The following is an 18590-nucleotide window of genomic DNA, read 5'->3' as shown; positions in this document are numbered from 1 at the left end:
ATAGTCTACCTAGCTTACTCTCTTTCCAACTTTCCTCTCTTGTTAGGTACATAGCCCCATCTACACTAACATAATGAAGTTCATCCGCTTTACCTGATTCATATTCTTTATAAACCAGATTTTTGATAACCGCATTATCAGCATCTTCAATCCATTGTCCATATTTGTGGCAAACACGCTCTATTTGCTTGGCATTGACCCCTGCACCTGTCAAATTATTGATCACATCTTCTGCTTCACTAAATACCAAATACTGACCCATATAGCACATGGTTTCTTGAGCCAAACTACTAATACCCATAAAACCTGGAGATTGAGCAATAACATGAGACTTGCAGGATTCTATCTTTCCAAATCTGGTTTGAAGTTTTTTTTTAAGTTCTTGCTCTTGGGAACACGACCAACAGATAATTGTAAAACTTCTTGCTCAACATTTGACATCATTGCAGCGTACGTAGATTCGTATTGATATCCATTCTCCATACGAGAAGGATCAGATAACCATTGTTCAAAATGTTTGTCGAAGATTAACGAGGCTTGAGTCTTTATATCCATTAAATATGTTTCTAATAAAAATACTAAATTTTAACAAAAAGGGAAATTTGTCGTACACCCTCTTTATATCCATTAAATATGTTTCTAATAAAAATACTAAATTTTAACAAAAAGGGAAATTTGTCGTACACCCCCAAAATATAGAGCGATATAAGAATTTAGATTATTACTAATTTTGCAAATTATTATAGTATTCTACAATAAGGCTTGTAATAATACCTCTTCCGTGATTATTCCAATGTTTATCATAAATTAAAGAAGTAGGAGATTTAGAAACTTCAAAAGAAGAAGCAAAATCAATGTATTTAAATTTGTTTTGTTGTAGATATGATAAGAAAAATGGACTAGTTATTCTAGTATCTAATAGTAGTGTAAAACGCTTTTTATCAAACCCATATTTTGAAACTAATTTTTTAAAATTTGATAAATACTCATCTTCTTTTTTATTTTTAATTCTTATTGCTGATTCAGGAGTAATAGCAATAGCTTCTTGTGGAGTATTGAATAGATTTATTAACCCAGATGTTAATTTTTGTAGAGGAGTAAGAATCCCTATACTTTTACAGTAAACCAATAACTTACTTTTTTTTAAGAGATTATTTATCGGGGATTCTAATGCCAATCTCTCTTTAATTACGCTATATTCACTACGAGTCAGGTCGTTTGAAAACTTTATTCCCAGAATCACATGATCAATAGCATCAAATTGGTTAGAATATGAATGAATCAAATGTAATTGATCAGCAAAATCATACCCAGCGTAACCATATTCATAGACTTCAATTTCGGGAAGAGTTTTTTCAATTTTTTTACCAATAGAATTATAGTAATTTTGGTGAAAACCTTCAATAAAAGAATCCCCAACGAGAGCAATTTCAACTTTGTCTTTGGTAGGAGTGAATTCTCTATACGAATTGTAACCAGAAGCATTAATGTGATACTCAGAAAAATTTTGACGCCTGTTCCCAGTAACCGAAAATCCATTTTGATTAGGTTGCCATTTTTCTACTTTATATTCGTCGAGAAAACGGGTAGGAGTATCTTTTGCCAAATAAAAAATACGAGTTAACCCTTCAAGAGTAAAGAGAATTAACACCATGTAAATAATACTTTTAATAATAAGCTTTTTCATTTAGAGTATTTTTAGAATTTAAAACTGAAAATAAATAAATGATCTATCGATTTGATCGTCATAAAACAATAGCATTCCAAAAACTATAATCGCATACATTGCAAACCGTACAGCCTTAGACTTGAATTTAAAGGGAGAACGTTCATCCCTTCTGATTCTATATTCATACAAAATAAAAAGACCTAGTAATACAAAGTAATCTATCATTCGATATCCCATAGGATGATGATAACTTTCATAAGAAAAATGAGTATAGATTTGTTTGATAAACCCAAAAGCATCTGTAATAGAGGGTGATCTAAAAAAGATACGAGAAAATGTGACAAGAGAAAATGTAAGTAGTATTTGTGCTATCTCAGTTAAATTTGGGTACCATCTATTTTGAGCAACAACAGTATTCATATAAATACGGTTTCTACCCATAAGAAAAACTGGTATATATAATATAGCATGAAAAGCTCCCCATGCAATGAAAGTCCAATTAGCACCATGCCAAAAACCACTTATTAAAAAAATGATAACAATATTTCTTACAGATGTCAACTTGGTTACTCTACTTCCTCCCAAAGGGATGTACACATAATGTCTAAACCATGTAGATAAAGATATATGCCACCGTTGCCAGTATTCAGCAACATTTCTAGAAAATGTAGGGAACTTAAAATTAGACATCAGCTCTATTCCAAATAATTTTGCGGTTCCTATAGCAATATCAGAGTATCCACTAAAATCACCATATACCTGAAAACTAAAAAGTGACACTCCAAGAATCAAGGTAGAAGCTGAATAATCATTGTAATTCAAAAAAATATCATCTACAATAGGAGCTATAGAGTCTGCAATCACGACTTTTTTAAATAATCCCCAAAGTATAAGTTTTAATCCTTCTGTACATTGAGTATACTTAAAAACTCTTTTGGATGTGATCTGTGATAAAAGATTAGAAGCACGCTCAATAGGGCCAGCAACTAGCTGGGGGAAAAAGCTAACAAATGTCGCAAATGAGATAAAATCTTTTGTGGGAGTCAGCCGTTTATAGTAAATATCTAATGAATAAGACATGGTCTGAAAAGTATAAAAACTAATTCCTACGGGAAGAATAATTTGTAAAGTCCATATGCTTTTTGGATCATAACCAAACAAATACATAAAATCTACCCAAGAAGAAATAAAGAAATTGTAGTACTTAAAATATCCAAGGAGCCCAATATTAAATAGAACACTTATCCATAACCAGGTTTTTCTTTTTGTAGTAGAGTCACTGGCATGAATAAACTGCCCCACAAAAAAATCAACAATAGTACTAGCTAGAATAAGAAACAAAAACCGCCAATCCCATAAGCCATAGAAAACATAACTAGCAATAAGAACAAAAAAGTTCTGAAGCTGATTTTTTTTTGAAAAAACAAGCCAATAGAGTATAAAAACTAAAGGTAGAAAAATAAAAAAACTCAAAGAATTAAATAACATTGCGATCAATTTGTAATTACAAATTTGGGGAAAGATAAAACAACACCTTTTTTTAATAAACTGGTATTGCTTTTGATATGTAAGATTGTGGATTAAATTCTATAAAACAAAATTTTATTTAATTATTTTTTTTAGTATATAGATAATTAGAAAGAGGTGTAAAATAATAGTATCAGATCAGAAGGGGAGAATCCCCCTGTTATAAATAGGTGTTCTACCCACATATGTAACCAATTATAGCTGTATTATTGTAGTGTGTAGAATAGTTTACATAAAAGTAATATAAAATGCATTTTTTGATTACATCGTTTACTTAGATTTGAATAGAAAAAAAAGTGTTTTATCTTCATAATGAAGAGTTTAATGTAAGAATGCTATAATATTTTTCTTACGGGATTACTGTGTTGTAAGACAGAAAGTAGGCTAACAACCGTCATTTGACGTTTTTTTCGCGTATTCTGTCTAAAAAGTGAAATTTTAGAATGATAATTAAATTAACTAAGTTAATTTAGCAATTGGAAAACAAATAATAAAGTAAATTCTAGGAAAGGAAGTTCTACCCCCCTTCTTCCAAACATTTTTTAGATTGTCATTTAAAAACATCGACTGGTGATTATGTTTTATAATCGTTAGTGGGTAGTAAACTATTGTTCATTGTTAATGGGAAGATTATGAATATAATTGATTCAAAAAGAATATGGCTTTCTTCACCGCATATGGGTGGATCAGAGCAAAAATTTGTAAAAGAAGCATTTGACACAAATTGGGTTGCTCCACTTGGGCCAAATGTAAATGGATTCGAAGATGATCTCGAAAACTATCTGCAAAATGGTACTCATGCTGCAGCATTAAGTTCAGGAACAGCTTCTTTACATTTAGGACTAAAACTTCTAGGAGTTACATCAGGTGATGAGGTAATATGCCAAAGTATGACATTTGCAGCCTCGGCAAATCCAATCGTATATCTTGATGCCAAACCTATATTTGTAGATAGTGAAAGAGCAACATGGAATATCTGTCCAGAACAACTCGAAATAGCTATAAAAGATAGAATTGCCAAAGGGAAAAAACCTAAAGCAATTATCGCTGTTCATTTATATGGAATGCCATATGATGTAGATAAAGTTCATCAGGTTGCTTCAAAATACAAAATTCCTATTTTAGAAGATAGCGCAGAAGCATTGGGAAGCTTATATCAAGGAGTTAAATGTGGAACTTTTGGAGATATTGCTATTCTATCGTTTAATGGTAATAAAATTATTACTACATCAGGAGGAGGAGCACTTATTACAAAAAGAAAAGAAGATAAAGACAAAGCAATCTTCTGGGCAACTCAAGCCAGAGATAATGCACCACATTATGAACATTCTGAAATAGGATATAATTACAGAATGAGCAATATTACTGCGGGAATAGGAAGAGGCCAGATGGAGATTCTGGATGCTCATGTAAATAATAGACGTAGTAATTTTGAATATTATAAAAATAACCTAACGGATTCTTCTGAATTAAAATTTCTGGAAGAGCCAACGGGGTATTATTCTAATAGGTGGTTAACGTGTATAGAAACCAGTTCTTATGAATTGAGAGAAGAAATACGGTTGGCTCTAGCAGAAGAGAATATAGAATCAAGACCGTTATGGAAGCCCATGCATCAACAAACTGTATTTGCAGATTGTAATGCCTACCTCAATGGAATTTCTGATGATCTATTTGATCGAGGCCTTTGCTTACCTAGCGGGTCTAATCTTGAAGAAGAAGATTTATATAGGATTGTATCAGTAATTAAAAATATATTGAGATGATAAAAAACTACTTAATAAATAATTCACACATATATGCATCCAAGTGGCTAGTATTGTCAATAGATGTATTAATAACGATTTTTAATTTCTTTTTGGCGTATGCAATTAGATTTGGAATTACACTAGATGTTAATACCGCAAATCTAACGTACCAAATAGCTATGATGGTATGTTTAGCCACGATGAGCTTTTTATTTGTCGGTTCACATAAAGGAGTAGTAAGGCATACAGGAATGAGAGATGCATATAATTTATTTCTGGCAGTAACAGTATTGATTGCGTTTACAGGTTTAGGTAAATTATTTCTTATGCCAGAATTATTTGACATGCCTGTTTCTGTAGTATGTATACATTATTTACTTAATATAGTAACACTAATCACAAGTCGATTAGTATTTAAATATTGTTATTATTATATAAAATCAAAAATAGGAGAAACTTCAAGAGCTCTTATTTATGGAGCAGGCGACTCAGGGTTGATTACTTTGGCCGCGATAACCAACGATTCAAATAGATCTATAAATGTGATAGGTTTTGTAGAAGATAATCAACAAAAGATTGGTAAAACAATTAATGGTGTAAAAGTGTATTCATCTAGTGTTATCGATCAAGATTTTATTGCAAAAAATAATGTCAAAGAGATTATAGTATCCATACCACATATAGATAAAAAGAGATTGTCAGAGATTTCTGATAATCTTTTAGGCTTACAGGTAACAGTAAAAATAATACCAGCAGTAAATGATTGGATAGATGGAAAATTAAATGTCTCTCAAATAAAAGAAATACAAATAGAAGATTTATTAGAAAGAGCTCCTATTTCTATGAAAAATGAAAAGATTAAACAAGAACTAGATAATAAAGTAGTTCTTATTACAGGAGCAGCTGGATCTATAGGAAGTGAGATTGTGAGACAAGCTTCATATTTTAGGTATAAACACCTTGTTTTGGTAGATCAGGCAGAATCTCCTTTATATGATTTACAGCAAGAGCTTTTGAGTAAAGGAGTAACTAATTTTACTCCGATTGTAGCTGATATACGAGATCATCATAGAATAGAAAGTATATTTGAGAAGTATAGGCCCAATATGGTGTTTCATGCAGCAGCTTATAAGCATGTACCACTCATGGAAAAAAATCCATGCGAAGCCATAAAAATTAATGTTTTAGGGACAAGAAAATTAGCAGATTTGTCTTCAGATTTTGGAGTAGATAAGTTTGTATTTGTGTCAACAGATAAAGCTGTCAACCCAACAAATGTAATGGGGGCCACCAAAAGAGCCGCAGAGATGTATATAAAATGTATTAATGCAACAAGTAATACTAAATTTATTACTACTAGATTCGGAAACGTATTGGGGTCTAATGGATCTGTAATTCCATTATTCAAAAAACAGATTCAAAAAGGAGGACCACTAACAGTTACACATAGAGACGTAACCCGTTTCTTTATGACAATACCAGAAGCTTCTCAATTGGTCATAGAAGCTGGAACCATGGGTAATGGAGGTGAAATATTCATCTTTGATATGGGAGAATCGGTTAAGATTTTTGATTTGGCTAAGAAAATGATACGACTTTCGGGGCTTAGATATCCAGAAGATATTGATATAAAAATTTCAGGACTTAGACCAGGTGAGAAATTGTATGAAGAACTTCTTGCTGATACAGAAAATACATTACCAACATATCATAAAAAAATAATGATAAGTAAGTTTGATGATGCTAATTGTATGATAATAAAAGATAAGATAGATGATTTATCTATAATGAATCTACTTAATCAGGATCATCAAGTTGTAGGGAAATTAAAAGAAATAGTGCCAGAGTTTATTTCTAAAAACTCTACTTTTGAAAGTATTGATAAAATAAACAGAGAAAATGTTAAAAAGAACCAAGAAATTCTTGTAAGTATCAAGTAATAAAAATATATAGAATTAGTAAATACACATTCATTTTTTGAAAAAAATATTTTTCAGAAAAAAATCAAACCTATCTATAATGATTATAGATAGATTTGATTTGTTAAATTCTATATATTTATTTTTTCAATTATTAAAGAAATATGTTATAACAGAGATAGAGTGAAATGTTATTGTTGAATTAAATAAAGTTATATTTTTGTAATTAGTTATTAGGGGTTATCAAAAAAAATTAAATATGCATTGTAGATTATTGTTTTTAGTACTTATATTAATTTCAACTTTTTCTTGTAAAGCACCCAAAAATGTGATCTATTTTCAAGATTCTACAAATCTAGAAAAGGTCATTTCAGCAAGTTCATTTACTTCTGTTTTTAAAATAGATGATATAGTAGGGATTCAAGTTTCTGCAGAGGAAATGGATGCAGCAAGGCCATTTAATATGCAAGGTTCTGGATCATCTATAAGTAGCTCTTTAGGAGAATCTGGTGGTGGAAATACTAGTACTTTAGGAGGAGGAGAACCTACCTATTTAATTGATGAAAATGGTATTATAGATTTTCCTGTTCTGGGACAATTAAAAATAGCAGGCCTAACCAGAGTTCAGGTAAAAGACATGATTAAAGAGAAATTAAAAATATATATAAATAACCCTATAGTAAGTGTACGATTGAAAAATTTCAAGATTACAGTAATGGGGGAGGTAGCAAAACCTGGATCATATGCCATACCAAATGAGAGAATTACGATTATTGAGGCCATCGGTATGGCGGGTGATATGACAATCAAAGGAAGAAGAGAGAATGTAATGGTGATTAGAGAGAATAATGGAGCTAATACATATCACCGTTTAGATCTTACTTCGAAGTCAATTTTTGACTCTCCTGTATATTATTTAACGCAAAACGATGTGTTGTATATTGAGCCAAATGAATCTAGAATAAAAGAATCTAAAACTCGTAACAATACTCTAGGTATCGTTATTAGTTTAATAGGAGTTGCCCTATCAATAATTACATTGATCATAAGATAGAAAGAATATGATTTCTAACACCAATAATACCCCAGCAGACAATACAGCCTTTGGTACTTCTACAGGATTTAGCTTCAATCTTAGAGACCAGATAATTAAATATTTAAAAAAATGGTATTGGTTTGCACTAAGTGTATTTGTGTTTGTCACATTAGCATATATTAAGGTTAGATATACAATACCTCAATATAATGTGTCTTCTACAATTGTGATTTCTCAAGATCAAAACATGAGTGAGTCTGAACTATCAGCATTTAAAGATCTAGGATTGATAGACGATGCAAAAAATACATTAGAGAATGAGATTCAGATCATAAAATCAAGAACATTATTAACTAATGTGGTTAATAATTTAAAACTCAATGTTAGTTATTTTACAGAGGGAAGAATCTTGGAAGTAGAAAATTATCCAAAATCTTTAATTGAAATTAACTTTTTATCCCCAGATTCTATTGTTCATACAAAATCACAAGTTCTTTATGTCAAAATAAACTCTAGTACCTCTTTTTCTTTTGTGAATAAAGAAGGAGAGAAAATAGAAGATCACCTTTTTGGAAAAACGATATCTACAGGAGTAGGAGATGTTATTATTACTCCAACTGTAGATAAAATGGAGGCCAATAAGGAGGAGATTATAAAAATAGTGGTATCACCAGTCAAATGGATAGCAGAATCATATAGAAACAGAATATTTATTTTTCCTGTTAATGGTTCATCAATTGTTAGATTATCATTGAATGACCCAGTAAAAGCCAAGGCAAAAGATATTATAAATAATCTGGTAGAAGAGTATAACAAAGCAACTATAGAAAATAAAAAACAAACCTCTGCAAGAACGGCAGATTTTATAAACAATCGTTTAGAGCTGATTTCAGGAGATTTAACCCAAGTAGACGATCAGGCAGCAAGTTATTTGTCTCAAAGAGGATTAACAAGTGGCGATGTAGGAGGACAAGCTCAGCAAATCTCACAGTTAGATTCACAAAACTCTCAAGAAATAGCAAGGTTAAATACACAGCTTCATTTTATTGAATCCATGAGAAATTTTGTGTTAAGTCAAGAAGGTAAATTTGATCTTGTACCCCAATCAAATTCAGGGTTTAGCGACCCTACGGTTTCGGCAACAGTCTCAAAATATAATCGATTAATTTTACAACGACAGCGCTTATTAAAGGTCTCTAGTGTACAAAATCCAGTAGTTGTTAATATAGATCAACAAATAGGAGGATTAAGACAGGTGTTGATTAATAGTTTAAATAGTGTGAAAAGCTCAATGAAAGTACAGTTGAGAAGTCTAAATACACAGAATCAGTATTTTGGAGGTCAAATATATAGTGCTCCAATACGACAAAAAGATATTAGAGCAATAGAGCGAGAGCAAACAATAAAAGAACAATTATATCTATATTTATTACAAAAAAGAGAAGAAGCAGAGATAAAAAGTCATATTACACCAGCCAATGCAAGAGTTCTTGATAGAGCATCTACTATTGGAGCATACCCCGTATCTCCTAATAAAAGGACAATATATGCGAGTGCTCTTTTTCTTGGATTGATGTTACCATTCATTATCCTTTATACTTCAGATTTGCTAAATGTAAAGGTAAGATCCAGAGATGATCTTGAAAAAGTGCTTTCTATGCCAATAATAGGCGAAATACCAAAAGTGAAGTCCAAAAATAAACTACTGATTTCAAAGAATGATAGATCAGGAATTGCAGAAGCATTTAGAATATTAAGAACCAATCTTGATTTTCTTATGGCAGGAATTAGTAAGAATAGAGGAAAGGTTATTTTTGTTACTTCAACTATTTCTGGAGAAGGTAAAACATTGATATCTTCTAACCTGTCTAAAACACTTGCTATCTCAGGTAAAAAAGTAGCATATTTAGGAACAGATTTACGAAATCCTAAACTTCATAACTTTTTTGATTTGCCCAATGGGAAAAATACTAAAGGGCTTACTAATTATATTATGAACCCAGAATTAAAACCTGATGATATTATATATAAAATAGAAGATTCATTAGATATCATTCCTTCAGGTGCGATACCCCCTAATCCAGCAGAGTTACTTATGCAAGAAAGAGTAGGGACTATGTTTAATTATCTAGAAGAGCATTATGATTACATTGTAGTTGATACGGCACCAGTAACTTTGGTTACAGATACATTATTATTAGCAAAATATGGAGATTTAAGTATTTATATTGTTAGAGAAAACTATTCAGATAAGCGAGTATTACAAGTTCCTGAGAATTTTTATAGAGAAAAACGTTTACCTAATATAGCTGTTTTACTTAATGCAGTAGATAATCAAGGGGCTTATAATTATGGGTATGGCTACGGTAAAAAACCTAAGAAAAAATAGCGTTTTTTTTCATTAAATCAGTAATTTTCTTACCGATCTTAGGCTTGAAACCTTTTTCTAAGGTATATAATTGATGATAATTGTGAATATCGGTACCAGTAAAATCAATATAACCAAGATTAACCATTTTTTTAGAAAAAGACTTGATTTGGTCACCATAGTACCCAGATAATGATAATAAATTAAGTTGAAATAAGAAACCTAGCTCTTTTAATTCATCATATTTTTTAAGATCATTTTTATAAAAAGAATACCTCTCAGGATGTGCTAATATGGGAGTATATCCAGCTAGTTTAATTTCGAATACAATTTCGTTTAGATTAATAGGAGGAGCAAAAGTGGACATTTCTACTAGAATATAATCTTTGTATAAAGGTAAAATATCATTGTTTTTTAAGCGCTTATAGAATAAATCATCCATCATATATTCAGCAGCTGTTTGTAATTCTACCTTTGTAATACCAAGAGGAGTAATCACTTGTTTAAGTTTTTTTATTGTATCGAGTATTTCTTGAGAAGTATTGGGCCACATATCTTGCATGATATGAGGTGTTGTAATCACTTTTTTGAATCCAAATTTTTCAAATTGCTCAAGAATATAAACAGATTGATATATTGTTTTTACCCCATCATCAATATCAGGTAAAAGGTGAGAGTGAATATCTATATAACCATTAGGGACAATGTCTTTAAAAGGAATTTCTTTTTTTGATAAGAACCGCAATTTGATTTTGTTTTGGGGTGAATGTAAAATCTAAACACATCAATTACAATACTACCAAAGGCACTTTGCAATGAAATATATAGTGTAAAAATAGAGATTTATTATTCATAAACAAGCTGCTAAGAGAATCTATGCACTCTAAGCAGCTTGTTCAGTAGTGGTTATGTAAAGATTATCTTTTTGTGATATCACCAGATCCAGACACTTTTTTATCCTCTTTTTTTGGATTTCCTTTATAAGTTATATCTCCCGATCCCGATACACGAGCTTTTATAGATAAAGAAGCAGTGGTTTCTATATCTCCTGATCCAGATACCATGGCTGTAACATTTTCTGCATTTAGATCATAGGCAGATAAGTCACCTGATCCAGTAACACGTCCTTCAAAATTTTGAGTATCCCCTTTTAAAACCAAATCTCCACTTCCTGTAATTTGAGCTGTTACGTTTTTTGCATTTACAGCAAGCAAGATATCACCAGAACCAGATATTTTTGTTGTAAAATCAGAAGCTTTAATTAGATCGGTACCTGATATGTCACCAGACCCGTACATATAAACTCCATTGATATCTTTAAAAGGCACAGTAATCAATAGTTTGCTGCCTAGTGAAGGACTTATATTATACCCTTTTTTTATATAAATTTTTAAAACACTATCTTCAATTTCTGTTAGAATATAGGGGATAAGATTACTTTCTCCTTCTATTTTTATCTTACCTTCTGTGCCATAAATCAATGAGATGTCCAGATTTCCTTTTACTTTGATTTTATCATAGTCATTTGTCGTTCTGTTTTTGGTAACATAATCTCTATTACCTTTAATTCTTTTCCCACTTCCAAACCATTGTGCTTGCAATGACGTTGTAACACTCAATACAAAGCTTAAAACAAATAATATTGTTTTTATTTTCATAATAATTGATATTAGTTTTTCTTAATCTTTACCCCACCATAACTAGAAGTTATATTGATAGTTTTACCAGTATTGGATTGTCCACTATAGCCTTGATAATTCTTTTTATTATCCTTTACATATTTCTTTTGTAAATTAATGGTTTCATCTAATTTGATGCCACCATAAGAGCTTTCTATCATAAAATCAAAATTACAATCGTTTTCATATCCAATGGTAATACTGGTGTAATCGGTATTGATTGTAACGTTTTCAAAAGAAGGTTGTATGGCATTAATTCGAATAGAGCCATAATCAGAATCGATGCTTAGTCGTTTGTTAATACTTCCAAATTTGGAACTCAGATAGTCAGAATCTCCGATGATTTCATCACCATTTTCAACTCGTATTCCACCATAATCACAATTGTAATTTAATTTTTTTATAGATTTAAATTTTGATTGAGTATAATCAGCATTGAGATTAATATAGTTGCTATCTCCTATTTCAAAATCAGAATAATCAGCATTAATTTCACCATTTCTTATGTATGAGATTGAGCTATTATTAGTATAATCAATATCGATTTTATTAGTATTACCTAATAATTCTCCTATAATAATTTGACCATAATCGCAATTGATAGTAGCATCTCCTTTGATTTTATCCAAGGTAATACTGCCGTAGTTATTTTCAAGATTCACCTTATTGGTTACAGGAACTTTGATAATATAATTAATTTTCATACTGAGATTGTTATTAGAACCATTAGTCCATTTATCCCACCAAGAACCCTCATTTTTATTGAAAACAGTTTCGGCACTTACCTTTTGTGAAGAGTGACTAAACTCAACATTTATTGATTTTAATTTTTTAATTACTTTTTCCTCATCATTACCACTTACTTTGATAATCACCTGTATGCTAATCTGGTTTTTTTCCCAAGAAGTAATATCAAGATTGCCATAGTTATTATCTATTTCTAATAAGGCATTAGCATTGACAGAAAATTCTTTTTTCAATGTCTTTTCTTTAGAATATTTTCCTTTTGGCCCTCCGTTATTAGCAAATACCAGTGTGGGAAATACTATCAAAAAGAAGATATTATAGTATAGAGTTTTCATTTTTTGATAATTTAAATTCGTTAATATCGTTGATTTTTTGCAGTACTTCATCTAATAAATCAGCACGTTTCCTAAAATTATTAATCATGGCACTGATCACTCGTTTATCATTTCCGCTATGAAAAAGGTCTTTTTTAAGAGTTTCATAATCGGTTTCCATTTTTTCTAGTTGTTTCATTGCATCTAGAACCAATTCTTTAGTTTCTTGTGATGAAATCTTATCTATTTCTTCTAGCTGCAATTGAATAGCAGAAGTAAAAAAGCTTTGGGTCTCCTGCATTTTAGGAGAAACATTCGCTAAATCTATTTCTTCTTTTTGGTCAGGTATAAATGATATGGTAGCCAAACCAAATAATACGATGATCGAAGCTGCTATCATAAGAGGTTTGTACCAGTTTATTTTTTTGGGTTGAAGCTGTACAACTTTATTTTGTTGTTGTAGTTTTTCCAAAAAATGTACTTTATGATTACCTGACGGTTCATGTATATCTAATTGCCCTTCTAGGCGTTCAAATAATTTTTCTATTTCATCTGTTTTCATACAATTTGTAATTTTTTTCGTAAGCTTTCTTTTGCGCGAGAAATAAGCGTACGACAATTAGAATATGATATATTCATAATATGACAGATCTCTTCATAATCATACCCTTCTATAAGGTGTAATGATAATACGTTGCTATAACTGTCTTTTAGTTGAGTTAGTGTATGAATTATTGTTTTTGCTTTTATAGAGGTCAAATCCTCTTCAACAACTCCGCTATCATCTGTTAGAGTATATTCAACACTTTCAAAAGCAACATCATTATACGTGTCTTTTTTACGAGATACATTTAAGCTAGCATTGATAACGATTCTTTTTAACCAGCCGCCAAACATACTATTATCATCAAGCATTGTTATTTTTGTAAATGCTGCTAAAAAAGATTCTTGCATAACATCCTCAGCTTCCATAGGATCTTTTACAATTCTCAATGCAGTATTAAACATTGCTTTATAATAACGATTATATATTTCGAGCTGCGCATTTTGATCTTGCTCTCGACATTTAGCTATTAATTGCTCCGTATTTAGTTCAGTTAGTGACAAAAAAATAATTTACTTTTACATTAAAGATATGTATTGCCATACTTTGTTACAGTTTTTTTAATTTTTTTTAAAAGTTTATGGCATAACAATTGAAATATGTATACCAAATTTATAAGTAAACTCTTCCTTTTTCAATACTTTATAGAGGGATTGCTTAGTTTTATTAAACATTAAAAAAGAATGTAGTTTTGTTGTAATGACAAAATGACTTTGATATATACTTATGACTAAAACCAAATTTACGACGCTTGACAGTTTGTCATTACAAGGGATTGACGAGGATGCAGAATTAATTCCGTTAATGACACCAGAAGATGAAGAAGAAATAAATAAAGAAGAACTACCCGAGGTATTGCCTATATTACCTTTAAGAAATACAGTATTGTTTCCTGGAGTTGTGATACCAATTACAGCAGGAAGGGATAAATCGATTAAACTTCTTGATGATGCAAATAATGGAAACAAAACAATAGGTGTTGTTTCTCAAAAAGAAGAAAGTATAGAAAACCCTTCTTTACAAGACATTAATCAAATAGGTGTAGTTGCTCGTATTTTGAGGGTTTTAAAAATGCCTGATGGAAATACTACTGTAATTTTACAAGGAAAAAAACGATTTCATCTAGATGAAGTTATAGAAGAAGAACCTTATATAAAAGCAAAGGTAACAGAAGTTCCAGAGGCAAGACCTGCCAAAAAGAATAAAGAATTTAGTGCTATAATTGATTCTATAAAAGATTTAGCATTAGAAATTATAAAAGAAAGTCCAACAATTCCTTCAGAAGCTTCATTTGCTATAAAGAATATTGAGAGTGATTCTTTTCTTATCAATTTTGTGTCTTCTAATTTGAATCTTCCTGTAGAAGAAAAACAAAAATTACTAGAAATTAGTGATTTAAAGAAAAGAGCGTTGACTACTTTAAAATACATGAATGTAGAGTTTCAAAAATTGGAACTCAAGAATGTTATTCAGAGTAAGGTTCAGCATGATATGAGCCAACAACAACGTGAGTATTTTTTACATCAACAGATGAAAACAATTCAAGAAGAACTAGGAGGAGTTTCTCATGAAGATGAAATAGAAGAAATGCGTTTGCGTAGTAAGGATAAAAAATGGGATGAAAAAATAAGTGAACATTTTGATAAAGAACTTGCCAAGATGCAGCGTATGAACCCCCAAGTTGCAGAATATTCTATACAACGCAATTATTTAGATTTATTTTTAGACTTACCATGGAATGAGTTTAGTACAGATAAATTTGATTTAAAAAGAGCTAAAAAGGTTCTGGATAAAGATCATTATGGTTTGGATGAAGTAAAAAAACGTATTATTGAATACCTTGCTGTATTGAAGTTACGAAATGACATGAAGTCTCCAATACTTTGTTTATATGGCCCTCCTGGAGTGGGTAAAACTTCATTAGGGAAATCTATTGCAGAATCATTAGGAAGAGAATATGTTAGAATATCCCTAGGGGGACTTAGAGATGAAGCAGAAATAAGAGGGCATAGAAAAACATATATCGGCGCAATGCCTGGTAGGATTATTCAAAGCCTTAAAAAAGCAGGTACGAGTAACCCAGTTTTTGTACTAGATGAGATAGACAAATTATCAGTAGGTAATCAAGGAGACCCATCATCTGCATTATTGGAAGTTTTAGACCCAGAGCAAAATTCTGAGTTTCATGATAATTTCCTAGAGATGGGGTTTGATCTGTCTAAAGTTATGTTTATTGCCACTTCTAATAGTTTGGGCACTATTCAGCCAGCACTTCGTGATAGAATGGAAATTATTAATGTCACAGGATATACTATTGAAGAAAAAGTAGAAATAGCAAAGCAACATTTACTACCTAAACAATTAGAAGAGCATGGTCTTAATAAGACACATATCAAGATAGGAAAAGCGCAATTAGAAAAAATCATAGAAGGATATACAAGAGAATCTGGAGTAAGAGGTCTAGAAAAGCAAATAGCCAAAATGGTTAGATATGCAGCCAAGAATATTGCAATGGAAGAAGAGTATAATGTCAAAATTAGCAATGAAGATGTAGTAGAAATTCTAGGAGTACCAAAGCTAGAAAGGGATAAATATGAAAATAATGATGTAGCAGGGGTAGTGACTGGTTTGGCGTGGACTAGTGTAGGAGGTGATATTTTATTTATAGAATCTATTTTATCTAAAGGAAAAGGAAACCTCACGATTACTGGAAATTTAGGGAAAGTAATGAAAGAATCAGCAACAATTGCTATGGAGTATATCAAGGCAAATGCTGTGGAGTTAGGAATTAATCCAGATATTTTTACTAGCTATAATGTACATATACATGTTCCAGAAGGAGCTACACCAAAAGATGGTCCTAGTGCAGGGGTAACTATGCTTACCTCATTAGTCTCTTTGTTTACACAACGCAAAGTAAAGAAAAGCTTAGCTATGACAGGAGAGATAACTTTGAGAGGCAAAGTGTTACCAGTGGGAGGGATTAAAGAAAAGATACTGGCAGCCAAAAGAGCGCATATCAAAGAAATATTACTTTGTGAAGATAATAAGCGTGATATTGAGGAAATTAAATCAGAATATCTAAAAGGACTTACATTTCATTATGTAAAGGACATGCAAGATGTGTTGAAAATTGCAGTAACAAATACCAAAGTTAAAAATGCTAAAAAACTATAAAACCATATAATTATACTCAAATTATAGAATAAATAATCTAATGCATAGAATGAGTTAAATTATTTATGATCTATCAATAAAAAAAGCCTTCATGATTAATTTATGAAGGCTTTAATTATGTAGTAAAATGGTTAGTGGATACTACTTATTATTAAGCGTTTTTGCCTGTTTTGTCCATTGATCCCTTTCAATTCTACCAGGGAAAAATTGAATAAGTGTGGTTACGGTTTCAATATCTTCGCTGTTGAATTTACTAATTTGATCAAAAGTATAGATACCAATACTGTTTAATTTCTCCTCAATAAAAGGGCCAATACCGCTGATAAGTTTTAAATCATCTTTTTGAGAAGCATCTGCTTTTCCAAAACTATCAAAATTCAATGTAGGAGTCTCGGTTGTATCAACTGCCACACCACCATGATCTCTGGTTTTGATAGCTTTGATGTCAGAATTAGTGTTTTTCTGACTAGAAAAGGTAGAATTAGCTTTTTCGTAATTTACATTTCTAAGAGCCGCATTTTTTTGTTCGCACTCATCCAATGCTTTTTTGTATTTATTTTTAAGAGCCCATTTTGATAATAACCACCCTAGTAAAAAAGCTAGGAATAATAACAATAATAAGCACCACCAGTTTGCGTCATTAAAAAAATTTAACATAGTTGTAATGTTTTTTAGTTTACGATTATTTCTATTCTTCTATTTTTTGTTCTATTCTCCTCACTTTCATTTGGAACAATAGGGTTGGATTCTCCTTTTGATAAAGCTTTAATTTTATCTTTAGAAATTCCTTGAGAGATAAGATAATCTCTTACATTGTTGGCTCTTTGTTGTCCATACCAAAGGTTGGACTCTTCATTACCTATATCATCAGTATGTCCAGTAATTAAAACAGATTTTTCCGAATATTTATTTAGGTAATTTTTAAGCTCAAGAGCATAATTAGATAAGGTAGCGTCTGGTTTAAAAGTTTTTTCTCCAAAATTAGAATACAATGTTCTGGTTGCAATGCTTTTTTCTACTTCTATAAGTCTAGATTCATCTAGTGTATTAAATTGTAGATCAATCCCACCATTATAGCTACCATCTTCAGAATACATATAATCTTTTGATGTAGCCTGTGTAATGATCCGGTCTTCATTTACTCCAGCATTGATCAGAATATCTTTGATAAAATTAGCTCTAGAGATACCTAGCCCAGTACTATCTTTATTTTCAGAAGGATTCTCATATCCAGAAATGATTATTTCTTGGTCTTGATGCTGTCCTAAGTAATCAGCAATATTTTTACTGAACCCTTGAAGAATAGTAGGAATAAATACATCGCCATTTACACTATTAATTTTTAGATTTTCTGGATATGTAAAGACCTTTTGATTTGTAGCATCATTTATATACAGCCCTATAGCAGATTTATGTATTGCAGCAATGCTATCGTCATATGCTTTTTTGGCAAGAGCCTCGGCATCTGGATCAGGTATTTTTTCGACCAAAGGCGTATTTTCATTTCCATCTATTGCACACCAGTTGCATGAATAATACCACCATATTGCAAGCCAGGCAAATAATAGAAAAATAAAGAATGAGAGTAAACTTTTCATATGTTGTTGATTAGTATTGGTTTATTAAAGTTATAAAAATGTTTAGAATCAACCTATAGCAGACTTTAAATTATGTGAAATTATTTAAGGAAAAAAGGTGAATAGCAAAAAAATAAGTTGAAATACGTTCCAGAAACTATTTTTTTTATAAATTAGCCAAGTATTTAAGAAAAAAAATGAAAAATATATTTGTACATCATCATC

General features: G+C 30.9%; 16 protein-coding genes. 5 read left to right on the top strand and 11 right to left on the bottom strand.

Translation table 11 applies throughout. From position 1 onward, the window contains the following. From CVD18_RS04445 to CVD18_RS04430, 4 genes are all read right to left on the bottom strand, one after another. Positions 1-301 (bottom strand): hypothetical protein (locus CVD18_RS04445; RefSeq protein WP_199185036.1); only part of this gene is annotated, 301 nt, incomplete at its 3' end. A gap of 41 nt (positions 302-342) precedes the next feature. Further along, positions 343-555, bottom strand: coding sequence for a hypothetical protein (locus tag CVD18_RS04440; protein WP_103864000.1), 213 nt, complete (start codon positions 553-555; stop codon positions 343-345). A gap of 169 nt (positions 556-724) precedes the next feature. Continuing rightward, positions 725-1687: a hypothetical protein gene (locus CVD18_RS04435; protein ID WP_103864242.1), complete on the bottom strand. Its 963-nt coding sequence runs from the start codon at positions 1685-1687 to the stop codon at positions 725-727. A gap of 18 nt (positions 1688-1705) precedes the next feature. Then, positions 1706-3157 carry an MBOAT family protein gene (locus tag CVD18_RS04430; protein WP_103864241.1) on the bottom strand — a complete coding sequence of 484 codons (1452 nt, stop codon included), beginning with the start codon at positions 3155-3157 and terminating at the stop codon, positions 1706-1708. Positions 3158-3828: 671 nt separating this feature from the next. On the opposite strand from CVD18_RS04430, the gene CVD18_RS04425 reads away from it, so the two are divergent. The 4 genes from CVD18_RS04425 (at position 3829) to CVD18_RS04410 (ending at position 10288) form a co-directional block, all read left to right on the top strand. Continuing rightward, positions 3829-4962 (top strand): DegT/DnrJ/EryC1/StrS aminotransferase family protein, encoded by a 1134-nt coding sequence (locus CVD18_RS04425; protein ID WP_103864240.1) that lies wholly within the window; start codon positions 3829-3831, stop codon positions 4960-4962. Further along, on the top strand, positions 4959-6884 hold the full coding sequence (locus tag CVD18_RS04420; protein WP_103864239.1) for a nucleoside-diphosphate sugar epimerase/dehydratase: 1926 nt from the start codon (positions 4959-4961) through the stop codon (positions 6882-6884). The genes CVD18_RS04425 and CVD18_RS04420 overlap by 4 nt, the downstream gene beginning before the upstream one ends. Positions 6885-7122: 238 nt before the next feature. Beyond that, on the top strand, positions 7123-7917 hold the full coding sequence (locus CVD18_RS04415; RefSeq protein ID WP_103864238.1) for a polysaccharide biosynthesis/export family protein: 795 nt from the start codon (positions 7123-7125) through the stop codon (positions 7915-7917). A gap of 7 nt (positions 7918-7924) precedes the next feature. Beyond that, positions 7925-10288: a polysaccharide biosynthesis tyrosine autokinase gene (locus CVD18_RS04410; RefSeq protein WP_103864237.1), complete on the top strand. Its 2364-nt coding sequence runs from the start codon at positions 7925-7927 to the stop codon at positions 10286-10288. Here CVD18_RS04410 and CVD18_RS04405 read toward each other — a convergent pair. From CVD18_RS04405 to CVD18_RS04385, 5 genes are all read right to left on the bottom strand, one after another. Further along, positions 10275-11012, bottom strand: a complete 738-nt coding sequence (locus CVD18_RS04405) for a tyrosine-protein phosphatase (RefSeq protein WP_103864236.1) — start codon at positions 11010-11012, stop codon at positions 10275-10277. The two genes, CVD18_RS04410 and CVD18_RS04405, sit on opposite strands and share 14 nt — an antisense overlap. Before the next feature lie 172 nt (positions 11013-11184). Continuing rightward, on the bottom strand, positions 11185-11925 hold the full coding sequence (locus CVD18_RS04400) for a head GIN domain-containing protein (RefSeq protein ID WP_103864235.1): 741 nt from the start codon (positions 11923-11925) through the stop codon (positions 11185-11187). Between the two features lie 11 nt (positions 11926-11936). Then, positions 11937-13028 (bottom strand): hypothetical protein, encoded by a 1092-nt coding sequence (locus tag CVD18_RS04395; RefSeq protein WP_103864234.1) that lies wholly within the window; start codon positions 13026-13028, stop codon positions 11937-11939. After that, the gene (locus tag CVD18_RS04390) at positions 13009-13569 is read right to left on the bottom strand and encodes a hypothetical protein (protein WP_103864233.1); all 561 of its coding nucleotides are present in this window, start codon (positions 13567-13569) and stop codon (positions 13009-13011) included. Before CVD18_RS04390 ends, CVD18_RS04395 begins: the two co-directional genes overlap by 20 nt. Then, positions 13566-14114: an RNA polymerase sigma factor gene (locus CVD18_RS04385; protein ID WP_103864232.1), complete on the bottom strand. Its 549-nt coding sequence runs from the start codon at positions 14112-14114 to the stop codon at positions 13566-13568. Before CVD18_RS04385 ends, CVD18_RS04390 begins: the two co-directional genes overlap by 4 nt. A gap of 223 nt (positions 14115-14337) precedes the next feature. Between CVD18_RS04385 and lon the strand changes: the two genes are divergently transcribed. After that, positions 14338-16788, top strand: a complete 2451-nt coding sequence (gene lon, locus CVD18_RS04380) for an endopeptidase La (RefSeq protein WP_103864231.1) — start codon at positions 14338-14340, stop codon at positions 16786-16788. A gap of 141 nt (positions 16789-16929) precedes the next feature. Here lon and CVD18_RS04375 read toward each other — a convergent pair whose 3' ends face one another. Beyond that, the gene (locus tag CVD18_RS04375; protein ID WP_103864230.1) at positions 16930-17445 is read right to left on the bottom strand and encodes a hypothetical protein; all 516 of its coding nucleotides are present in this window, start codon (positions 17443-17445) and stop codon (positions 16930-16932) included. A 14-nt stretch (positions 17446-17459) separates the two neighbouring features. Next, the gene (locus tag CVD18_RS04370) at positions 17460-18386 is read right to left on the bottom strand and encodes an OmpA family protein (RefSeq protein WP_103864229.1); all 927 of its coding nucleotides are present in this window, start codon (positions 18384-18386) and stop codon (positions 17460-17462) included. Positions 18387-18590: the final 204 nt, after the last annotated feature.

This window comes from Aquimarina sp. I32.4, from assembly GCF_002924285.1.
Taxonomy (GTDB): Bacteria; Bacteroidota; Bacteroidia; order Flavobacteriales; family Flavobacteriaceae; genus Aquimarina.
Note: the sequence above shows the minus strand (reverse complement) of the source record. Positions and strands in the feature narration are given on the sequence as shown.